This is a genomic window from Caenispirillum bisanense (assembly GCF_039523075.1).
In the GTDB taxonomy this organism is placed as follows: domain Bacteria; phylum Pseudomonadota; class Alphaproteobacteria; order Rhodospirillales; family Rhodospirillaceae; genus Caenispirillum; species Caenispirillum bisanense.
Genome location: NZ_BAAAEP010000009.1, coordinates 22,162 through 42,320, shown reverse-complemented (window position 1 = coordinate 42,320; position 20,159 = coordinate 22,162). Strand labels below are relative to the sequence as shown.

Here is a 20,159-nt window from a genome sequence, read left to right as displayed (position 1 = left end):
GGCAGGGATACTCCCAAGGCGGTGCTGCAATACCGCTTTCCGTTCCGGCGGTGGCGGCGGCGGTCAGCCGGGCGGAACCACCAGCACGTCGCAGGGGGCGCTTTGCAGGATGCGTTCCGTGGTGCCGCCGAGCAGCGTGCGCAGCGACGGGTTGCCGCCGGTGGTGCCGACGGCCACCAGGTCGGCGGCGTAGCGGGTGGCGAGGCTGCGCAGCACGGTGTCGACGTCGCCGATCTCCACCACCAGGTCGGGCCGCCGGCCGACCTCCTGCGCCAGCCGGTCGAGGGCCGGGCGCAGGCGGTCGGCGGCCTGTTCGACCGCATCGCCGGCCGCCGCCGCGCCGCCCGGCAGGTCGAGCACATGCACCGCCTGCACCGCCGCCTCCGGCCAGCAGCGCAGGGCCGCCGTCACCGCCCGCAGCGACGCCGGCGATCCGTCCACCGCCGCCAGCACGTGACGGTAGGGACCGCGATAGGCGCCGTGGGCGACCAGCACCGGGGCGGTGCCGCTGTGCATCACCCGCTCCGTCGTGGTGCCGAAGATGATGCCGCGGAAACTGCGCTCACGGTGGGCGCCGAGCACCACCAGACCGGCCTGCACGGCTTCCGCCCGGTCGACGATGGCGGCGACGTCCACCCCCGGCACCACCTCCACCTGCCACGGCACGGCCTTGGCCTGCGGCAGGGCGGCCACCTGTTCCAGCAGCAGGCGGCGGCTCTGCTCGCAGAGCAGGTCGCGCACCGGCGCCGGCAGGTCTTCGTCGACCACATGCAGCACCAGCAGACTGGCGCCGAAGCCGGCGGCGAGGTCCATGGCGCGGGTGAGCGCCCGGTCCGACCGCATGGACATGTCGGTGGCGACCAGAATGCTGGCCGGGCGGCGGTCATGCATGCTCGACTCCTCGCGTCTCGATGTCGGCGGCGCGGCCGGTGATGACTTCCACGGCATGGTGGGCGGCATCGGCGAAGGGCAGCAATACCACGTCGGCGCCCGCCTTGCGCAGGCGGGTGACGTCGCCGGCGCGGTGGGCGGTGACGGCGATGCGGCCGCGATAGCCGCTGCTGCGCAGGCTGCGCACCAGGGTCTCGCTGGGGTCGCCGCCGGCGGTGGACGACTGCTGCGCCGGCACGGCGGTCACCACCCACTGCTTGTCCTGCAGCGGCAGGGTGGCGGCGAAATCGGGGTCGCTGGCATCGCCGTAGAGCGCCGGGTGGCCCTGGCGCGTCCACTGCTGCACCGCCTCTGGGTCGAAGTCCACCCCCAGCACGCTCATCCCGCGCTGGCGCAGCTCGCGCCCGATGTTGCTGCCGTAGCGGCCGAGGCCGAACAGGATGACGTCGGCATGGGCGGGGGCGGCGGCCGCTTCCTGCGCCACCTCGCGGTGCGGCACGCGGCGCTCGAACACCCCGAGCAGCTTCTCCAGCCTCGGATAGAGCTGATGCGAATACAGGATCATGTAGGTGGACAGGCCGATGGTCACCACGCCCACCAGCGTCACCAGCCCGACGTCCTGGTTGGTGACGTGGCCGAGGCTCAAGCCCATCGCCATGAAGATGAGCGAGAACTCGCTGATCTGCGCCACCGTCAGGCCTGCCAGGAAGCCGGTGCGCTTGCGGTAGCCCATGAGGCCCATGATCACCAGCACGATCAGCGGGTTGCCCACCAGCACGAAGACCGACAGCACGGCCGCCGGCACGATCTGGTCGCGCACCGTCGACAGGTCCATGTGGGCGCCGAGGGAGATGAAGAAGAACAGCAGCATGAAGTCGCGCAGGGCATTGAGCCGGGCGCCGATGACCTCGCGGTAGGTGGTGGAGGCCAGCGCCACGCCGGCCAGGAAGGCGCCCAGCTCCATGCTGAAGCCCAGCATCTCCGCCCCCGAGGCGAAGGCGGCCGCCAGGCCGACGGCCAGCAGCACCATCAGCTCGGGCGAGGTCGCCAGCCGGTCGAGCAGGCGCTGCGCCACGTACTTCATGAACAGCGCCACCACCGCCACCATCACGGCGCCCTTGGCGAACACCGCCGCCACCTGCAGCACCATGCCGCCGGCGCCATCCTCCGCGGTGCCGGCGGCCAGCGCCGAGACCACCACCATCACCAGCACCACCACGATGTCCTGCACGATCAGGAAACCGAGCGCCACGCGGCCGTGCAGGGCGTCGATCTCGCCCTTGTCGGACAGCAGCTTGACGATGATGATGGTGGACGAAAAGGTGATGGCGACGGCGATGTACAGGCTCGCCAGCGGCGAAATGCCGAGCGCCAGGCAGATGAAGAAGCCGAACACCGACGTGAAGATCACCTGCCCGAGGCCGGTGGTCAGCGCCACCGCGCCCATGGTTCGGATGAGGTGGATGTCCAGCTTCAGGCCGACGATGAACAGCAGGATGGAGATGCCGAACTGCGCCAGCAGCTCCAGGTGCGCATCGGCCATCCCGAGCCCCAGCACCGACGGCCCGGCCAGGATGCCGGCGGCGATGAACGACACCAGCAGCGGCTGCCGCAACAGCAGCCCCACCGCTCCCACCGCCGTGGCGAACAGCAGGATCACCGACAGTTCATGAAACACGCTTTCCAAGGGAACCCCCGCCTCGATCCGATGCACGCCATATGGATGCCGGATTGATCTTCTCAATGATCCTGGGGCCTTGGCAACCGCGGCGGGCACAAAGCACCGTTGAAGCCCGGCGGCGGCGGGTGTATGAACGGGGCACGGTCGGCAGTTCACCGAGGCGTCGCTGCCCCTTCGCGGGGTGCTAAACCTGCCTGTTTGCCAGCACTCGCCCGAACCCTTGTCCCGTGCCGAGTCGTAAGACAGCGACCAACGACGGACCCATGCGGTCCCTGCGGCACTGCCAGGGGATTCCCATGACCAGACAAAGCTTGCCTTTCGTCGCGCCCGACCTGTCGGCGCTCGCCCGCTCCCTCGGCCGCGACCTTGCCGCCTGTGGCACTCCGCCGGGGCATGTCCAGCTGCTGAACATGCTGTCGCGCGCCATCGGCTTCCGCAACATCCAGCACCTGCGGGCCGAGCATGCCGCCCGCGACCGGCTGGAGCGCCTGCCCGCCGCCGCCCTGCCGCCGGAACCGGCGGTGGATCATCGGCGGGTGGAGCGGGCGGCGCGCCACTTCGATGCCGACGGCCGCCTGCTGCGGTGGCCGTCGCGTGCCGGCCATCGCCTGCTGTGCCTGTGGGCGCTGTGGGCGCGGCTGCCGGCGGGCGACGACCTCAGCGAGGCCGACCTCAACGAGGCGCTGACCGCACTGCACGACTTCGGCGACTATGCCCTGCTGCGGCGGAGCATGGTCGATGCCGGCATGCTCGGCCGTACCGTCGGGGGGCGCCGCTACTGGCGCATCGAGCAGCCGCCGCCGGCCGAGGCGCTGGCGCTCATCCGCCACCTGAAGCGGCGCCAGCCGTCTTAGGGGCCGGCGCCAGGACGGGCGGCGGCGTTACGGCGCCGCCACCCGGCCCACCGCCTTGTCCCACCCCGCCAGGTTTCGCCGCCGGGTTTCCGCCGCCATGGCCGGGGTAAACCGGGCGTCGAGGCCCCAGCGGCCGGCGATGTCGTCCAGGCCGGTGTAAAGCCCGGCCTGCAGCCCCGCCAGATAGGCGGCGCCGAGCGCCGTCGTCTCGGTCACGCGCGGGCGGTCCACCGGCACGTCCAGGGTGTCGGCCAGGAACTGCATCAGCCAGTCGTTCACCGCCATGCCGCCATCCACCCGCAGGGTCTGCGGCGCCATGCCGTCCTGGGCCATGGCCTGGAACAGGTCGCGGGTCTGGTAGGCGACCGCCTCCAGCGTCGCCCGCACGATCTCGTCGCGGCCGGTATCGCGGGTGAGGCCGGATAATGCCCCGCGCGCCTCCGGCACCCAGTGCGGCGCCCCCAGGCCGGTGAAGGCGGGCACCAGATAGACGCCGCGGTTGTCGGGCAGGGCGGCGGCGATGGCCTCCGTCTCGGCGGCGGAGCGGATCAGCCCCAGCTTGTCGCGCAGCCACTGCACGGCGGCGCCGGACACGAAGATGGAGCCCTCGATGGCATAGGTCGGCCTGCCGTTCAGGCGGTAGCAGACGGTGGTCAACAGCCGGTTGTGGGACTCGATGGGAGTGTCGCCGGTGTTGAGGATGACGAAGCAGCCGGTGCCGTAGGTGCTCTTGATGGTGCCGGGGGTGAAGCAGGCCTGTCCCACCGCCGCCGCCTGCTGGTCGCCCGCCACCCCCAGGATCGGCAGGGCGCGGCCGATGGTGTCGGGGTCGGTGGTGCCGAAGTCGGCGGCGCTGTCCAGCACCTGCGGCAGCATGGCGCGCGGCACCCGAAAGATGTCGCACAGGGCATCGTCCCAATCCTGGGTGCGCAGGTTGAACAGGGCGGTGCGGCAGGCGTTGGTGGCGTCGGTGACATGGCGCCGGCCGCCGGTCAGGCGCCAGATCAGGAAGCTGTCGATGGTGCCGAAGCACAGGTCGCCCTGCTGCGCCAGCAACCGCGCCCCCTCCACATGGTCCAGCACCCAGGCGGCCTTGGTGGCGGAGAAATAGGGATCGACGATGAGGCCGGAGCGCTGCGTCACCTCCGTCTCTACACCGGCCTCGCGCAGGCGGTGGCAGGTATCGGCGGTGCGGCGGTCCTGCCAGACGATGGCGTTGTGCAGCGGCCGGCCGCTGCGGCGGTCCCACACCACGGTGGTCTCGCGCTGGTTGGTGACGCCGATGGCGCCCACCTGATCGCCCGCCCGCTCCAGCACCTCGCGCACGCAGGCGACGGTGGATGTCCAGATGTCCTCCGGGTCGTGCTCCACCCAGCCGGGCGCGGGGTAGTGCTGCGGGAACTCCCGCTGCGCGACGGCCAGCGGCTGCCCGTCGGCGTCGAACACGATGGCGCGGCTGGAGGTGGTGCCCTGGTCGATGGCGAGGATGTGCATGGCGGGCTCCTTCTGGTTTGTCCCTCGCCGGGCGGGCGCTGGCGCGCCCTTGGCCGCTCGCTCAATGCTCGCTTCGGGGCGGGGAGGCCCGCCCCGCGCCTTTGTTTTGTCCCTCGCCGGGCGGGCGCTTGCGCGCCCTTGGCCGCTCGCTCAGTGCTCGCTTCGGGGCGGGTTGGCCCGCCCCGCGCAAGCGGGAGAGTGGTCGCCCTGTGCCGGGCGGCGGGTCGGCGTCAGTCGACGTAGGGGTTCTTCGGCTTGCGGAAGTGCATGCGGATGGGCACGCCGGCCAGGCCGAAGTCCTCGCGCAGGCCGTTCACCAGATACCGCACATAGGCTTCCGGCAGATCTTCCGGCCGCGAGCACGACACGGCAAAAGTCGGCGGCCGCGCCTTGGGCTGGGTCATGTAGCGCAGCTTGATGCGGCGCTTGGACTTGGACAGCGGCGGCGGATGGCGGGTGAGCGTGTGCTCCAGCCAGCGGTTCAGGGCCGAGGTGGAGACGCGGGTGTTCCAGATGCGATGCACCTTCAGCACCGCGTCCATCACCTTGTCGAGCCCCTGGCCGCGGATGGCCGACAGGGTGACCGTCGGGATGCCGCGCACCTGCGGCAGGCTGGCTTCCAGGCGGTCGTTCAGGCGCTGGAGCGAGGCGGCGCGGTCCTCGGCGGCGTCCCACTTGTTGACGGCGATGACCAGGGCGCGGCCTTCCTCGATCACCAGCCGGGCGATGGTGAGGTCCTGCTTGTCCATCACCATGTTGGCGTCGATCATCAGGATGACCACTTCCGCCATGCGCACGGCATGGAGCGTATCGCCCACCGACAGCCGTTCCAGGCTTTCCTGGATGCGGGCCTTGCGGCGCAGGCCGGCGGTGTCCACCAGTTCGATGGCGCGGTCCTTGTAGGTCCAGTCCACCGAGATGGCATCGCGGGTGACGCCCGCCTCCGGCCCGGTCAGCAGCCGTTCCTGGCCGATGAGGGCGTTGACGAAGGTGGACTTGCCGGTGTTGGGGCGGCCGACGATGGCCAGCCGCAGCGGCTTGGTCACGTCTTCCTCGGTCCGCACCGCCGGCAGGCTGGGATCTTCGTCGGCACCGAGCGATTCGTCGTCCAGCGCCGCCTGTTCCTCCGCCGTCAGGACAGGCGTCTCGGGCTCCTCGCCGAACAGGGTCTCGCCGCGTTCAGCCGCATGGGCGCGGGCGTAGGGCAGCAGGGCTTCCAGCAGGTCGCCCATGCCGGTGCCGTGTTCGGCCGAGATGCCCACCGGCTCGCCCAGGCCGAAGCCGTAGGCTTCCATCATGCCGGCCTCGGCGGCGCGGCCTTCGCACTTGTTGGCGACCACCACCACCGGCGTCGGCTGCTTGCGCAGCACGTCGGCGAAATGCTCGTCCATGGGCGTGACGCCGGCGCGGGCGTCGAACAGGAACAGCACCACATCGGCCTGCGACAGCGAGCCGAGCGTCATGGCGCTCATGCGGCCGGCGAGGCTTTCCGGGTCCGCCTCCTCCAGGCCGGCGGTGTCGATCACCCGGAAGTCGAGGCCGAGCAGGCTGGCCTTGCGTTCCTTGCGGTCGCGGGTGACGCCCGGGAAGTCATGCACGATGGCTTCCTTGCGGCCGACCAGCCGGTTGAAGAGGGTCGACTTGCCGACGTTGGGGCGGCCGATGATGGCGACGGTAAAGGTCATGGGGTCTCTAAATCAGCGATAGGCGACGAGGTCGGCGCCGTTCGTCAGGAACAGAAGGGTGCCGTCCGCCACCGCCGGAGCGATGGTCACGCCGGACGGCATGGATTCGCGGCCGAGAACCTCGCCCGTGTAGGGGCTGACGGTCATGGCCTCGCCGTGGCTGCCGGCGATGATCAGGCGGTCGGAGGCAAGCACCGGCCCCGACCATACGATGCGGCCCTTGCGGCTGCCCGGGTTCTCCCACTGCGGCAGGGCGGTGACCCACAGCACGCGGCCGGTGCGGGCCTCCACCGCGGCAAGGTCGCTGTCGGTGGTCAGGACGTAGAGGAAACGCCCGGCCAGCCACGGCTGTTCGATGCCGGCGACCGGCAGTTCCCAGATGCGGCGGCCGGTGCGCAGGTCGATGGCGGTCATCAGGCCGGAGGCGCTGACCACATAGACGCGGCCGTCGTCCAGCACCGCGCGGGCATTGATGTCGGCCAGACTGGCGGCGCCGTCGGTGCGGCCGGCGGCGATGACGCTGTCCGACCACAGCGGGCGGCCGGTGTCGACGGTCAGGGCCAGCACTTCGCCGGACCGCATGGGGGCGATGACGACGCCGGCGTCCACCGCCGGGGCGGCGCCGCCGAGGATGCCGGTGGCCTCGCCGACGCCCGGCTGGCTCCACAGCACCCGGCCGTCGGAAGCGGCAAGGGCGAGGGCGGTGTTGTCCACCGTCACCACGAAGACGCGGCCGCCGTCGTGGGTCGGCGCGGCGCGCATCGGCGCCGGCACGCGGGTGCGCCAGACCTCGGCGCCGGTGGCGGCATCCAGGGCCACCACTTCGGCGAGGCCGGTGGCGGCGAAGACGCGGCCGTTGGCGTAGGCGACACCGGCCCCGAGCAGGGTGGTGGTGTCCTCGTCGTCGGGCACCAGGTCGGCGCTCCACAGGCGGTCGCCGTTGCGCAGGTCGAAGGCCCGCACCACCGCCTCGGTGTCGATGGTGTAGACGCGGCCGTCGGCCACGATGGGCTGGGCCAGCAGGCGATCGCGCGAGGTGGCGCCGGCGCCGATGCCGGCGCGCCACGCCTGCCGCGGATGCTCCGCCACCACCATGTGCTGCATGGCGTGGTGGGCGAGGCCGCCGGCCTGCGGCCAGTCGGCGTTGGGCTCGGGCGGCGGCACCAGGATGTCGACGTCGGGCGCCTGGGCGGCCTCAAGGCCGGTCTGCATCTGCAGCACGCTGATGCGCTTGCCCGGCAGCGGCGGCGTTTCCTTGTCGCCGAGCCAGCTTTCGCAGGCGGTCAGGGCGGGCAGCAGCAGCGCCGCCACGGCGGCGACGGCAAGGCGGCGGGTGCGGGTGCCGCGGCGGGCGGGCCGGGCGGCGGTGGCGTGGGTCATCGTCAGCCCTCCTGGTTGGCGTCGGCGGGGGCGCCGCCCAGGGCGGCCAGCATCTGGCGGGCACGGGAACGCACGCCCTGCGGGGTGCCGCCGTCGTTCACCAGCGAGGTGTAAAGGTCGCGGGCGCGGCCCTCGTCGCCCTGGCGCAGGGCCAGCACGGCGGACAGTTCCAGCGCCGAGAAGCGGAACGGGTTGGCCGGATCGGTCAGCGGCTGCAGGTCGGCGGCCAGGGCATCGACCGCCACCGCCTCGCCGGAGGCCTGCAGCTGGTGCATCACCGCCAGCAGGCGGGCGAGATCGCGGAACGGCGCATCGACGGAGCGGTCGCCGGCCAGGGCCTGCCACTGGCTGATGGCGCCGGCGCTGTCGCCCTGTTCGGCCAGCAGCGCGGCGCGGCGCAGGGCCGCCACCGGGCCGTAGCCGGTGCCGCCGTCGCGGGCCAGGGCCTCCAGCGCCTCGGCCGCCTGCTGCGGCTGGTTGGCGTCGAGCAGGCGCATGGCATCGGCATACTGGGCCGCCTCGGTCTGACGCACGGACCCCTGCCACGCCTGCCAGCCCTGGTAGCCGGCAACGCTCAACACGACGGCAAGGGCGGCGGCGATGACGACGCCGCCATACTTCTTCCACAGCCTTGCCATCTGTTCATGACGAAGGTCCTCATCCACCTCACGGAACAATGCTTCCTGGGTGGCGTCTTCGCGACGGTCGGCCACGCGATGCTCCTGCACGAATACCAGCGGAAAATCGAGCGCCAAACATAAGCCGTGTCAGGGGGTAAGGCAATCACCGCCGGCAGGCCCCGCTGGCGGCGCCGAAACGACAACCGGCGGAGGCCCATACGGGCGCTCCGCCGGCGGACGTGGTGGGTCGGTGCGGCCTCAGGCGGCGCGCACGTCGTTCAGGAAGCGCGACACCAGGCTGTTCAGGCGGTCGGCCTGCTGCGACATCTGTTCCGAGGCGGACAGCACCTGACTGGCGGCGCTGCCGGTCTCGTTGGCGGCGTGGGTGACGCCGACGATGTTGCGCGACACCTCCTGCGAGCCGGCCGCGGCTTCCTGGACGTTGCGGCTGATCTCGTGGGTGGCGGCGTTCTGCTGCTCCACCGCCGCGGCGATGGCGGAGGCGACCTCGTTCACTTCCTCGATGGTGCGGACGATGGTCTGGATGGCGCTGACCGCAGTGGTGGTTTCGGTCTGCACCTGGGCGATCTGCTGGCTGATTTCTTCCGTCGCGCGGCCGACCTGACCGGCCAGGCTCTTGACCTCGTTGGCGACGACGGCGAAGCCCTTGCCCGCCTCGCCGGCGCGGGCCGCCTCGATGGTGGCATTGAGCGCCAGCAGGTTGGTCTGGTCGGCGATGTCGTTGATGAGGCTGACCACCTCGCCGATGCGTTCCGCCGACCGGGCGAGGCCCTGCACGATGTCGTTGGTGCGCTTGGCCTCGTCGGCGGCGGCGCGGCTGATGGCGCTGGAGTGGTTGACCTGGCGGCCGATCTCGGTGATGGAGGCCGACAGTTCCTCGGCGGCGCTCGCCACCGTCTGCACGTTGGCCGAGGCCTGTTCCGAGGCGGCGGAGACGGCGGTCGCCTGGCGGGTGGTTTCCTCGCCGATGGACGACATGCTCTGGGCGGTGGAGGTCAGCTGGGTGGTGGCGGCGGCCACCGCTTCCAGCAGGCGGTCGACATCGGTACCGAAGCTGCTGGTCAGCGCCTCGATGCGGCTGGCGCGGGCCTCGCGGGCGGCACGCTCGCGCTCCTGCTCGGCGGCCAGCTGGTCGGCGCGGATCATGCTGTCCTTGAACACCAGCACGGCGCGGCTCATGTCGCCCACTTCGTCCTTGCGGTCGGTGCCGATCACCTCGACGTTGTGGTTGCCGCCGGCGAGGCCGCTCATGGAGGCGGTCAGCGCCTTCACCGGGGTGGTGATGCTGCGGGCGACGAAGACCGACAGGGCGATCATGGCCCCGAGCACTGCCAGCACCACCACCGCCAGGGTGGCGGCCTGTTCCCAGAAGGCGCGCGACACGTCGTCGATGTAGATGCCGGTGCCGACCAGCCACTTCCATTCCGGCATGGCCTTGACGTAGGAGAGCTTGTCGATCGGCTCGGCGCCCTGGGTCTTCGGCCACATGTAGCCGACATAGCCCTCGCCGGTGCTGCGGGCGACCTGGATCATCTCGGCAATCATGGTCTTGCCGGTCGGGTCCTTGATGCCCGACATGTCGGTGCCGTTCAGCTTCGGATTGGGGTGGTAGGCCGCGATGCCGTCGAAACCGACGATGAAGAAGTATTCGGCGCCGTTCTCGTACTTCATGGCGCCCACCGCCTCGACGGCGCGGGCCTTGGCTTCCTCTTCCGTCATGGCGCCGCTGCGCGCCTTGGCGGCGTAGCTTTCAATGACGGTATGGGCCGCTTCGATGAGGTTGCGGGTCTTCATCTTGCGGTCCTCCATCAAGGTGGACTGCAGACTGACCAGGGCAACCGTCACCAGGACGGCCACGCCCAGAAGGGCCGTGGCGACGATAAGCCACAGCTTGGCGCTGATCTTGATGTTCTTCACCACACGCTCCACCACTGGCACCGGGCGGCCTCGGGACGGGCTGCTACGCAGTGCATGTTCCCCTGTATGAGCTAATACCATAGGAGAAGTTCACGAAGTGTAAAGTGGTGCGGGTGATCAGCGTCCGCGTTTCAATACTCCCAGGAAACAATGTTATACGTTCGTCGCCCGGGCCTTATCCCGAAAGTAAAAGGCCCGACATCCGGTCGGGCCTTTATTCAGTCTGTTCTAATATTCGCTTCAGTCGGTGAAGTCGAGGAAGGCGTCGATGTCCAGCACCACCATCAGTTCCTCCTCCAGCCGCACGACGCCGGAGGAAATGCCGCGCCAGCGCGGGTCGAGGGTGGAGGGGTTGGGCTCGATGCGGCTGACCGGCAGGCTCTGCACGTTGCCGACGCTGTCGACCTGAAGGCTGTAGAGTTCCTGCCCCTGCTCGACCGTCACGCACATGATGTTGCCCTTGGTCTTCTTGGGCGGCAGGCCGAGGCGGGTGCGGACGTCGATGACGGTGACGATGCGGCCGCGCAGGTTGATGGAGCCGGCCACTTCCGGCGGCGCCAGCGGGATGCGGGCGATCTTTTCCGGGATCAGGATGTCCTGCACCCGTTCCACCGCCAGACCGAACAGCTGGTCGGCGACGTAGACGGTGACGAACACCTGCTCGGCCACGGACTGCAGCCCGCCGCGGTGGGATTCGGTGGTTGCCAGGGCGCGGCTCTGGGAGGCGGGGGCCAAATCGGTCATGTCTTCCCTCTCAACTCGCGGTCTGCGGCCTGGCCGGCAGGGTGTCGGCGGCTTCGCCTTGACGTCGCCGCGCTACCGGCGGCCGGCGATCCTTCCGCCCGATGCCCTCTGCCCGGCGCCCCTCTGCCCCGACGCATGGATGCGGCGGCCGCAGCGCGCGGTTGGCCGGCGGATTGGATCAGGCTGGATATTGCCCCGTTTCGGCCCCCGCTGCCAGACATTTCGGCAGGGTTCTTGCGCCTTTCGGCCGGCATGCATACCGGAAGGGGAAGGTGCCCCGGTACCTGCTCGTTACTGTTGTTGCTGCTGTTGGGCCTGGGCGCCGGGGCGCGGCGGCTCCGCCCCCCGCGGCACCGGCGCCACCGTCACGCCGACGCTGACGCTGTGGGCGCCGCCGCCCATCATCACCCCCTTCAGCGGACTGACGTCGCCGAAATCGCGCCCCCAGGCCAGGGTGACGTGTTCGCGGGTGGTCAGCTTGTCGTTGGTGGGGTCCACATCCACCCAGCCGCCGTCGGGCAGGTAGACCGCCAGCCAGGCATGGCTGGCATCGCCGCCTTCCAGCATGCGGTCGATGTCGTCGAGGGAGCGCGTCAGCACGTAGCCCGAGACATAGCGGGCCGGCAGCCCCAGGGCGCGCAGGCAGGCGATCTGCAGGTGGGCGAAATCCTGGCACACGCCGCGGCGGTTCTTCAGCACTTCGGCCAGCGGCGTCGCCACGGTGGTGGCGGTCGGGTCGTAGGTGAATTCGCCGTGGATGCGGTGGGTGAGGTCAAGCACCGCCTCCAGGATCGGCCGGCCGGGGCGGAAGCTCTTGCCGGCATAGGCCAGCACCGCCTCCGGCAGCGGCACGCCGGGGCTGGCGAAGGTGTACTGGCAGGCATCCAGCAGGTCGCGGCGGCGGGCGTCGCGCACCAGGTCGCGCACGGCTTCCCACGGCGGCGTGCGGGCGGCATCGGGCGGCCGGGGCGGCGCCACCGTCACCAGACTTTCGGCCACCACGCTCAACGACTCGTGGGTTTCGTCGATGGTGAAGTAGCAGGCGGCATTGCCGAAGTAGTCGCGCCGTTCCTGCTGGCTGCCCGGCGGCGGGGTGATGGTCAGGCGGTGGCTGTGCACCTGCTGGGTCGCCAGCTGGCGCGGCCGCAGGTGGGCCAGGTGATGGCTGATGGTCACCGGCTGGGTATAGGCATAGCGGGTTTCGTGCGTCACCCGGTAGGTCACCGGCGCCGTCGGATCGGCCGCCGCCGCTGCCGCCGCCGCCGCGATTTCCTCGCGCTGCTGCTGCTGGTCGAGCGCCGTGGCGACGGGTTGCTGCTGGTCGGTCATGACGTGCGATCCTTGGCCGCCAGCAGCTCGACGAAGGGCGACAGGGGCTCCGATACCTCGGCGGCGTGGACGAAATACTGCCGCGTCAGGGTCTCGGAGAAATCCCACAGGCCGCTGCGCATGGTGCCGATGAGGTCGATCAGCCGCACCTCGCCCTCGCGCGGGTCGGCCAGGGTCACCAGCGCCGGGTCGAGGGTGCGGGCGCCGGTCAGCAGGCCCATGATGATGCGCTGTTCCGGGGTGAACATGCGGTCGGCGCGGTAGGGCGCCAGGGCGTCGGCGTGGTCCATCAGCCGCGCCAGCTGGAAGCCGAGGGAGCGCGGGTTGGTCTCGTCAACCAGCAGCAGGTCGAGCACCGGCACCACCTGCGGCGCCGCCAGATAGCGGGCGCGGTAGGTCATCACGCTGTCCGACAGGTCGAGCACCACGTCAAGCGCCGGCCCCACGTCGTCGGGCGGCGAGAACAGCAGGGCCGACAGCAGGTCCAGGCTGTGCAGGCCGCGTTCCACCCGTCGCCCCACGTCCATGAACCGCCAGCCGGGGCCGCGGGTCATGTTCTCGCTGCACAGGCCCGACAGCGCCGACAGGATCATGATGGTGTCGTTGAGCAGGCCGAGCATCTCGTCGGCGCTGGGCGGCTCGCCGGCGGGCAAGGCGGACAGGCCTTCGCTCAGGCGGTTGATGGACCGCCAGGTGTCCAGCGACAGGCGGTCGCGCACCACAGTCGCCACCCGCTGCATGTTCTGCACGATGCCGCGCAGGCCGACGAAGGAGGCGGGATCGGTGTTGCCGGCGATGAGCAGGCGGATGGCCTCGTCCTGCGCCATGGGGGTGTGGCGGTCGAGATCCTGCGGCAGGTGGCCGAGCATGGTGAACAGGTCGAGCACCACCGCCAGTTCCGGGTCGCCGCCGCCGGCCGAGCCTTCGACGGCGCGGCTCATGGCGGCCCGCAGCACGCGGGTGGTATCCTCGCACCGCTCCAGGTAGCGGCCGAGCCAGAAGGTGTTGTCAGCCACCCGGCTCGGCAGGTCGCGGCTGCCGCGCACCGTCTTGGCCGGGGCGTTGCGGCTGCGCAGCAGGCTAACGTGGCTGACCGGCTCGTCCGACAGCACCCAGGTATCCTTCGACCCGCCGCCGTGCTGCATGGACAGCGACAGGGTGCCCGGGGCGGTGGTGCGGCAGAGGCCGCCCGGCATGATCTCCGGCCCGGTGCGGGTCATGACGGCGTGGCAGCGCAGGGTGACGGCGCGGGTCTCCAGCCGCCCTTCCACCCACGCCGGGGCGGTGGACAGGTGCACCGCTTCCTGCGCCACCCACAGGTAGGGGGCGGCCTTGATCTGCTCCGTCAGCCTGGCGCGCTGGGTGGCGGACAGGCGCGAGGCATCGGTGATCGGCGCCTGCACCGTGAAGGCCGGCCGCACCGCCAGCCGGTGCAGGTTGGCGAGAACGTAGGCGCGTTCCTTCTCCTGCCCGCACCACCACGAGGCGACGCCGGGCATGCGCAGCTCTTCCCCCAGCAGGTGGCGGCAGAGGCCGGGCAGGAAGGGCATGAAGGCAGGGCTCTCGATCAGGCCGGAGCCGAGGCCGTTGGCCACCGCCACCGTCCCCGCCTGCACCGCCCCCACCAGCCCCGGCACCCCCAGCGTCGAGTCGTTGCGCAGGTCGAGCGGGTCGCAATAGCTGCCGTCGGTGCGGCGCAGGATCACCTCCACCGGCTTCAGGCCTTCCATGGTCTTCAGGTAGACGCGGGTGTCGCGCACCGTCAGATCCTCGCCCTCCACCAGCGTCAGGCCCATGTAGCGGGCCAGGTAGGCGTGTTCGAAGTAGGTCTCGTTGTAGGGGCCGGGGGTCAGCACGACGACGCGCGGATTGTCCGGGTTGCGTGGCGACAGGCCGATGAGGGCGTCGCGCGCCTTCAGGAACCAGCCGGCCAGCCGGTGGACGTTGGCGGTGCGGTAGAAGTCCGGCAGCACGCGGCTGACGATGATGCGGTTTTCCAGCGCATAGCCGGCGCCCGAGGGGGCCTCGGTGCGGTCGCCGACCACCCACCAGGTGCCGTCGGGGCTGCGGGCGACGTCGGCGGCGTAGAACTGCAGCTGCTTGCCCGCCTGCCCCTGGGCGCCGTGCAGCGGGCGCAGGAAGGCCGGGTTGGCGAACACCAGCGCCGGCGGCAGCAGCCCTTCCGTCAGCAGCCGCTGCGGCCCGTAGAGGTCGGCGAGGATGAGGCTCATGAGGGTGGCGCGCTGCTTCAGCGCCGTCTCAAGATAGGCCCATTCCTTGCTGTTGATGATGAGCGGCAGCGGGTCCAGCTGCCACGGCCGGTCCATGCCCTCGGGGTCGCCATAGACGTTGTAGGTGACGCCGTTGTCGCGGATGAGCCGCTGGCCGCGTTCCCAGCGGGCGCGCATCTCCGCTTCCGACAGCTGCCCCAGGCTTTCGACGAAGGTGCGCCAGTGCGGCCGCGCGGCGCCGGCCTCGTCCACCATCTCGTCGTAGGTGCCGCGGAAGGTGCCATAGCCGATGTGCGAGAAGCCGGGCAGCACGCCCTGGCCGTCGCGGCCCATGCGTCCTTTGGTGTCCAGCACCGGCATGACGGTCGGTCCCCACTACGGCGGCGGCCGGCACCCCGTGCGCCGGCCTCGCCGCATCTCCGCTCATTGCGGAGTAAAGCGCATATCCAGCGTGCAAGGGAAGTCGGGATTATACTCCGTCGGGGGTGCGGGTTTACGCCCGGGGGTATGGCCGAAGGGATAGAACCGCGCGAGCCGCCGCGCCTCCGCTTCGTAGGAGTTGATGGGGGTGGTGTCGTAGTTGCGGCCGCCGGGGTGGGCAACGTGATAGGTGCAGCCGCCCAGCGACCGCTCGTTCCAGGCATCCAGCAGGTCGAACACCAGCGGCGCGTGGACGCCGATGGTCGGGTGCAGGCTGGCCGCCGCCTGCCACGCCCGGAAGCGCACGCCAGCGACGTGGACGCCCTGCTGGTCGGTGGGCTGCAGCGGCACCCGGCGGCCGTTGCAGGTGACCACATGGCGCTGCGGGTTGAGGCCGGACACCTTCACCTGCAGGCGCTCGACGCTCGAATCGACATAGCGGACGGTGCCGCCGACGCCCGGTTCCTCCCCCAGCACCAGCCACGGTTCCAGCGCCTGCCGCAGTTCCAGGTGGACGCCGTCGTGGACCACCTCGCCATAGCGGGGGAAGCGGAACTCCACATGCGGCGCGAACCACGCCGGATCGAAGGCATGGCCGGCGCGGGACAGGTCGGCCAGCACGTCGTGGAAGTCGCGCTCCACGTAATGCGGCAGCATGAACTGGTCGTGCAGGCGGGTGCCCCAGCGGGTGAGGGGGCGGGTGAAGGGCTCGCGCCAGAACCACGCGATCAAGGCCCGCAGCAGCAGTTGCTGGGCCAGGCTCATCTGCGCGTGCGGCGGCATCTCGAACGAACGGAACTCCACCAGCCCCAGGCGGCCGGTGGCGCTGTCGGGGGAGTAGAGCTTGTCGATGCAGATTTCCGACCGGTGGGTATTGCCGGTCAGGTCGGCCAGCAGGTGGCGCAGCGCCCGGTCGACCACCCACGGCGCCGCCTGCGCCGTCGCCGGCGGCAGCTGCGACAGGGCGATCTGCATTTCATAGACGCTGTCGTTGCGGGCCTCGTCGATGCGCGGCGCCTGGCTGGTGGGGCCGATGAACATGCCCGAGAACAGGTAGCTGAGGCTCGGGTGCGCCTGCCAGTAGCGGATCAGGCTGCCGAGCAGGTCGGGCCGGCGCAGGAACGGGCTGTCGCCGGCGGTGGCGCCGCCGAGCACGATGTGGTTGCCGCCGCCGGTGCCGCTGGCGCGGCCGTCGATGAGGAACTTCTCCGTCCCCAGCCGGCAGGCGCGGGCATCTTCGTAAAGGCCGGTGGTGATGGCGACGGCGTCGTCCCAGCTGGCGGCGGGGTGGATGTTGACCTCGATCACGCCGGGGTCGGGGGTGACGGAGATGCTGTTGAGGCGCGGGTCGCGCGGCGGCGGATAGCCCTCGATGGTCACCGGCAGGCGGCAGCGCACCGCCGCCGCTTCGATCTCGGCGATCAGGGCGATGTAGTCGTCGGCGGTTTCCGTCGGCGGCATGAAGACGTGCAGGCGGCCGTCGCGCGGCTCGATGGCGAGCGCGGTGCGGACGGCGCGGCCGGCGGTGTGGCTTTGCGGGTGCTGCGGCCGCTCGATGGCGGCGGGGGCGCCCTGCAGGTGGCGCTGGTCGGGGTCGCGGGGTGCCCTCTCCAGGTCGCGGGGCTCCCGTTCCAGGTCGCGGGGCTCCGGCAGATCGCCGCGCGGGGCGAAGGGGTCGGCCTCGACGACGTAGGGGTAGCTCGACGCCGGCACCCACGGCAGGCCGTCCAGCGGCATGCGCAGGCCGACCGGGCTGTCGCCGGGGTGCAGCACCATGCGGCCGGTGCGGAAGCGCCACACCTCCGTCTGCCACCGCGGCGCTTCCGCCGCTCCCTGCCAGCGCTGCACCGGCAGCACATAGCCCACCGGCTGGTCGAGCCCGCGCCCGAACACCCGGGCCAGCCGGGCGCGTTCCTCGGGGTCCTTCAGCTTGCTGTCGAAGGGGTCGACGTTGTCCGGCAGGCGTGCCTCGCGGGCGAGGAAGTGGCCGGCATCCTCATAGGCGGGATGGATGGCATTGCCGTCCAGCTTCAGCCCGTCGGCGATGGCGTACATCAGCCGCTCGGCATCGGCGATGGTGCTGTCGGGGCGGTCGGTCTCGTCGGCGAAGTTGGACAGGTCGCGCCACAGCGGCTTGCCGTCGCGCCGCCAGTAGAGGTGGAAGGCCCAGCGCGGCAGGCTCTCCCCCGGATACCATTTGCCCTGGCCGTAGAGCAGCATGCCCCCCGGCGCAAAGCGGGCCCGCAGGCGGCGGATCAGGTCGGCGGCGTAGAGGCGCTTGGTGGGGCCGACGGCGGCGGTGTTCCATTCCGCCGAATCCATGTCGAAGGCGGCGACGAAGGTCGGCTCGCCGCCCATGGTCAGCCGCACGTCGCCGGCCCTCAGGTCGGCATCCACCCGATGACCGAGGGCTTCGATGGCGGCCCACTGCTCCGGCGTGTAGGGCTTGGTGACGCGCGGCGTCTCGTGGATGCGCGCGACGCTCATCTCGAAGCCGAATTCGGTCTCGCACTCGTCGACGCCGCCGGTGATGGGGGCGGCGGATGGCGTGTCGGGGGTAGCGGCAAGCGGGATGTGGCCCTCGCCCGCCAGCAGGCCCGAGGTGGGGTCAAGGCCGATCCAGCCGGCGCCGGGCAGGTAGACCTCGGCCCAGGCGTGCAGGTCGGTGAAGTCGTGGTCGGTGCCGGCGGGGCCGCCGTCGATGGGCTTTTCGTCGGCCACCAGCTGGATCAGGTAGCCCGACACGAAGCGCGCCGCGAAGCCCAGGTGCCGCAGGATCTGCACCAGCAGCCAGCCGGAATCGCGGCAGGAGCCGGACAGCTTGGTCAGCGTCTCCTCGCAGGTCTGCACGCCCGGCTCCAGGCGGACCAGGTACTTGATCTCCTGCTGCAGGCGCTGGTTGAGGCCGACGATGAAGCTGGTGGTCTGGGTCTTCTCGCGCGGGACGCTCGCCAGCCACGCCGCCAGCTTGGGACCGGCCGGCTCGCAGCGGCGGAAGGGGCGCAGTTCCTCCGCCAGGATGGGGTCGTAGTCGAAGGGCCAGTGCTCGGCCTGCGGCTCCAGGAAGAAGTCGAAGGGGTTCACCGTCTCCATCTCCGCCACCAGATCGACGTCGATGGAGAATTCCCGCACCTTCTCGGGGAAGACCACGCGGGCCAGCCAGTTGGACTGCGGGTCCTGCTGCCAGTTGAGGAAGTGGCCCTTGGGGTGGATGGTCAGGGCGTAGGACAGCACCTTGGTGCGCGAGTGCGGCGCCGGCCGCAGGCGGATCACCTGCGGGCTGAGCGACACCAGCCGGTCGTAGCGGTAGGACGTGCGGTGACGCAGCGCGACCCGGATGCTCATTCCCCCTGATCCCCTTTCCTTGCTGCTCAATATGCAGTCAACGATGCACGATGCCCAGCGGGCGGGCAATGGGGAAAGGAGGTGGTTGCCGTGGGGCGCGTGCCGACGTATCTCTTATGCATCGGGTCGAGGAGACGGAGCGATGGGAATCTATCAGCTGGAAATGACCAGGGTCGGCGGCAAGCTGGCCGTGGTTCTGCCTGAGGAAGCGATCTCGCGGCTGAATGTCGTCAGCGGCGAAAGCCTCTACCTGACCGAGACCCCCGACGGTTACCGCCTGACCGCGGCCGACGCCGACCTTGCCGAGCAGATGGCCATCGGCCTTGAGGTCATGGAGGAGTATCGCGACGCTCTGCGCGATCTTGCGAAATGACGGCGGAGTGGCGCTGGATATCGCCGAAGTTCGCCGTCCAGGTTCACGAACTCCAGATCGCACAGCATGGCGGTGCGAGTGGTACCCGTGACCCTGGCCTGCTGGAGTCGGCACTGGCGCGGCCGCAGCATCTGGCTGCCTATGGCGAGCCCGATGTGGCGGACCTCGCGGCCGCCTATTGCGAGGCGATCGTCCGCAATCACCCGTTTGTCGACGGCAACAAGCGGACGGGCACCATCTGCATGCTCACCTTTCTGCGCCTCAACGGGGCGCGGCTGAACAGCAACAGCCAGGAACTGGCGCCCGTCATCTGGTCGCTGGCGGATGGCCAGTTGAACGGAACCGACCTCGCCGCCTGGATCCGCCAGCGCCTGGCCTGAGGCCGGCTCACACGCCGCGGGCGTGGGCGTGCAGGTCCCAGTCTTCCCGCCGTTCCTTGCGCAGCACCGTCACCCGCGTCGGCTGGTCGAAGGTCCAGCCGTCGTCGGTGCGGGTGCCCAGCTCCTCGAACCGGGTGCGCAGCTCCGCCTCGTGGGCGTCGAAGCGGGCTTCGCGGTCGCTGTTGGCGCTGATGATGCGGTCGCGGAAGGCCTCGAAGCTGCGCATCTTCACGGTGTGGGTGAAGACCGTCTCCATCTCCACATGCAGGCCGTGGGCATGGGCGGCGTGCAGCGCCCGGTGCGCCAGGGCGCGCACCTCGCGCTCGTCGTCCACCAGGCGGCAGAGGTCGTAGAACGGGCCCTGCGCCACCGGCTCGGAGCAGTAGAGCTGGCCGCCCGGCTTCAGCACCCGCGCCGCTTCCGCCATGGCGCCGGCCATGTGCTGCGGCGGTACGTGGTGCAGGCTGTTGAAGAACACCACCGCGTCCTGGGTGGAGGCGAGCAGCGGCAGGGCCTCGGCCACGCCGTCGATGATGACGACGCCGTCCACCGGCTCGGCGGCGCGGGCCTTGGCCAGCTGGCGGGGACTGCATTCGATGCCGATGACGCGGGCGGCGCCGGCCTTGCGCAGGGCGCGGGCGAGGCCGCCGTCGCCGCAGCCGATGTCGGCAACGGCGCGGTCTTCCAGGGCCAGGGCCTCGAAAAGGACGTCTCGGCTGTTCCTGCGTTCCATGGCACTCACCAAACGGACCAACGGACAATAGCGGACGGCGGCGAGGCGAGGAAATCGGGAA

Annotated in this window: 15 protein-coding genes; 3 read left to right on the top strand and 12 right to left on the bottom strand. The window is 70.7% G+C overall.

What is annotated here, in order from left to right; all coding sequences use genetic code 11:
• Positions 1-63: 63 nt before the first annotated feature.
• On the bottom strand, positions 64-891 hold the full coding sequence (locus ABD056_RS06320; RefSeq protein ID WP_343865482.1) for a universal stress protein: 828 nt from the start codon (positions 889-891) through the stop codon (positions 64-66).
• Positions 884-2,569, bottom strand: a complete 1,686-nt coding sequence (locus tag ABD056_RS06315) for a cation:proton antiporter (RefSeq protein ID WP_343865568.1) — start codon at positions 2,567-2,569, stop codon at positions 884-886. Before ABD056_RS06315 ends, ABD056_RS06320 begins: the two co-directional genes overlap by 8 nt.
• A 299-nt stretch (positions 2,570-2,868) precedes the next feature.
• Between ABD056_RS06315 and ABD056_RS06310 the strand changes: the two genes are divergently transcribed.
• Entirely contained in the window at positions 2,869-3,426 is a 558-nt protein-coding gene (locus tag ABD056_RS06310; protein ID WP_343865480.1) for a DUF2087 domain-containing protein, read from the top strand.
• 27 nt (positions 3,427-3,453) lie between these two features.
• On the opposite strand, the gene glpK is transcribed toward ABD056_RS06310, so the two are convergent.
• The 9 genes from glpK to ABD056_RS06265 form a co-directional block, all read right to left on the bottom strand.
• Positions 3,454-4,920 carry a glycerol kinase GlpK gene (gene glpK / locus ABD056_RS06305; RefSeq protein WP_343865478.1) on the bottom strand — a complete coding sequence of 489 codons (1,467 nt, stop codon included), beginning with the start codon at positions 4,918-4,920 and terminating at the stop codon, positions 3,454-3,456.
• A gap of 230 nt (positions 4,921-5,150) precedes the next feature.
• Positions 5,151-6,605: a ribosome biogenesis GTPase Der gene (gene der / locus ABD056_RS06300; protein ID WP_343865476.1), complete on the bottom strand. Its 1,455-nt coding sequence runs from the start codon at positions 6,603-6,605 to the stop codon at positions 5,151-5,153.
• A gap of 12 nt (positions 6,606-6,617) precedes the next feature.
• Positions 6,618-7,985, bottom strand: coding sequence for an outer membrane protein assembly factor BamB family protein (locus ABD056_RS06295; RefSeq protein ID WP_343865474.1), 1,368 nt, complete (start codon positions 7,983-7,985; stop codon positions 6,618-6,620).
• 2 nt (positions 7,986-7,987) lie between these two features.
• On the bottom strand, positions 7,988-8,698 hold the full coding sequence (locus tag ABD056_RS06290) for a tetratricopeptide repeat protein (protein ID WP_343865472.1): 711 nt from the start codon (positions 8,696-8,698) through the stop codon (positions 7,988-7,990).
• Positions 8,699-8,863: 165 nt separating this feature from the next.
• Positions 8,864-10,543 carry a methyl-accepting chemotaxis protein gene (locus ABD056_RS06285; protein WP_343865470.1) on the bottom strand — a complete coding sequence of 560 codons (1,680 nt, stop codon included), beginning with the start codon at positions 10,541-10,543 and terminating at the stop codon, positions 8,864-8,866.
• Positions 10,544-10,783: 240 nt separating this feature from the next.
• Positions 10,784-11,287: a chemotaxis protein CheW gene (locus ABD056_RS06280; RefSeq protein WP_343865468.1), complete on the bottom strand. Its 504-nt coding sequence runs from the start codon at positions 11,285-11,287 to the stop codon at positions 10,784-10,786.
• Positions 11,288-11,578: 291 nt separating this feature from the next.
• The gene (locus ABD056_RS06275) at positions 11,579-12,616 is read right to left on the bottom strand and encodes a transglutaminase family protein (protein WP_343865466.1); all 1,038 of its coding nucleotides are present in this window, start codon (positions 12,614-12,616) and stop codon (positions 11,579-11,581) included.
• On the bottom strand, positions 12,613-15,207 hold the full coding sequence (locus tag ABD056_RS06270; protein WP_343865464.1) for a circularly permuted type 2 ATP-grasp protein: 2,595 nt from the start codon (positions 15,205-15,207) through the stop codon (positions 12,613-12,615). The genes ABD056_RS06275 and ABD056_RS06270 overlap by 4 nt, the downstream gene beginning before the upstream one ends.
• Before the next feature lie 63 nt (positions 15,208-15,270).
• Complete coding sequence (locus ABD056_RS06265) at positions 15,271-18,612, bottom strand: transglutaminase family protein (RefSeq protein ID WP_343865462.1); 3,342 nt, start codon at positions 18,610-18,612, stop codon at positions 15,271-15,273.
• 142 nt (positions 18,613-18,754) lie between these two features.
• On the opposite strand from ABD056_RS06265, the gene ABD056_RS06260 reads away from it, so the two are divergent.
• Both ABD056_RS06260 and ABD056_RS06255 read left to right on the top strand, forming a co-directional pair.
• Positions 18,755-18,985, top strand: coding sequence for an AbrB/MazE/SpoVT family DNA-binding domain-containing protein (locus ABD056_RS06260; protein WP_343865460.1), 231 nt, complete (start codon positions 18,755-18,757; stop codon positions 18,983-18,985).
• Positions 18,982-19,365: a type II toxin-antitoxin system death-on-curing family toxin gene (locus ABD056_RS06255; RefSeq protein ID WP_343865458.1), complete on the top strand. Its 384-nt coding sequence runs from the start codon at positions 18,982-18,984 to the stop codon at positions 19,363-19,365. Before ABD056_RS06260 ends, ABD056_RS06255 begins: the two co-directional genes overlap by 4 nt.
• 7 nt (positions 19,366-19,372) lie before the next feature.
• Here ABD056_RS06255 and ABD056_RS06250 read toward each other — a convergent pair whose 3' ends face one another.
• Complete coding sequence (locus ABD056_RS06250; protein WP_343865456.1) at positions 19,373-20,098, bottom strand: class I SAM-dependent methyltransferase; 726 nt, start codon at positions 20,096-20,098, stop codon at positions 19,373-19,375.
• Between the last annotated feature and the right edge of the window lie 61 nt (positions 20,099-20,159).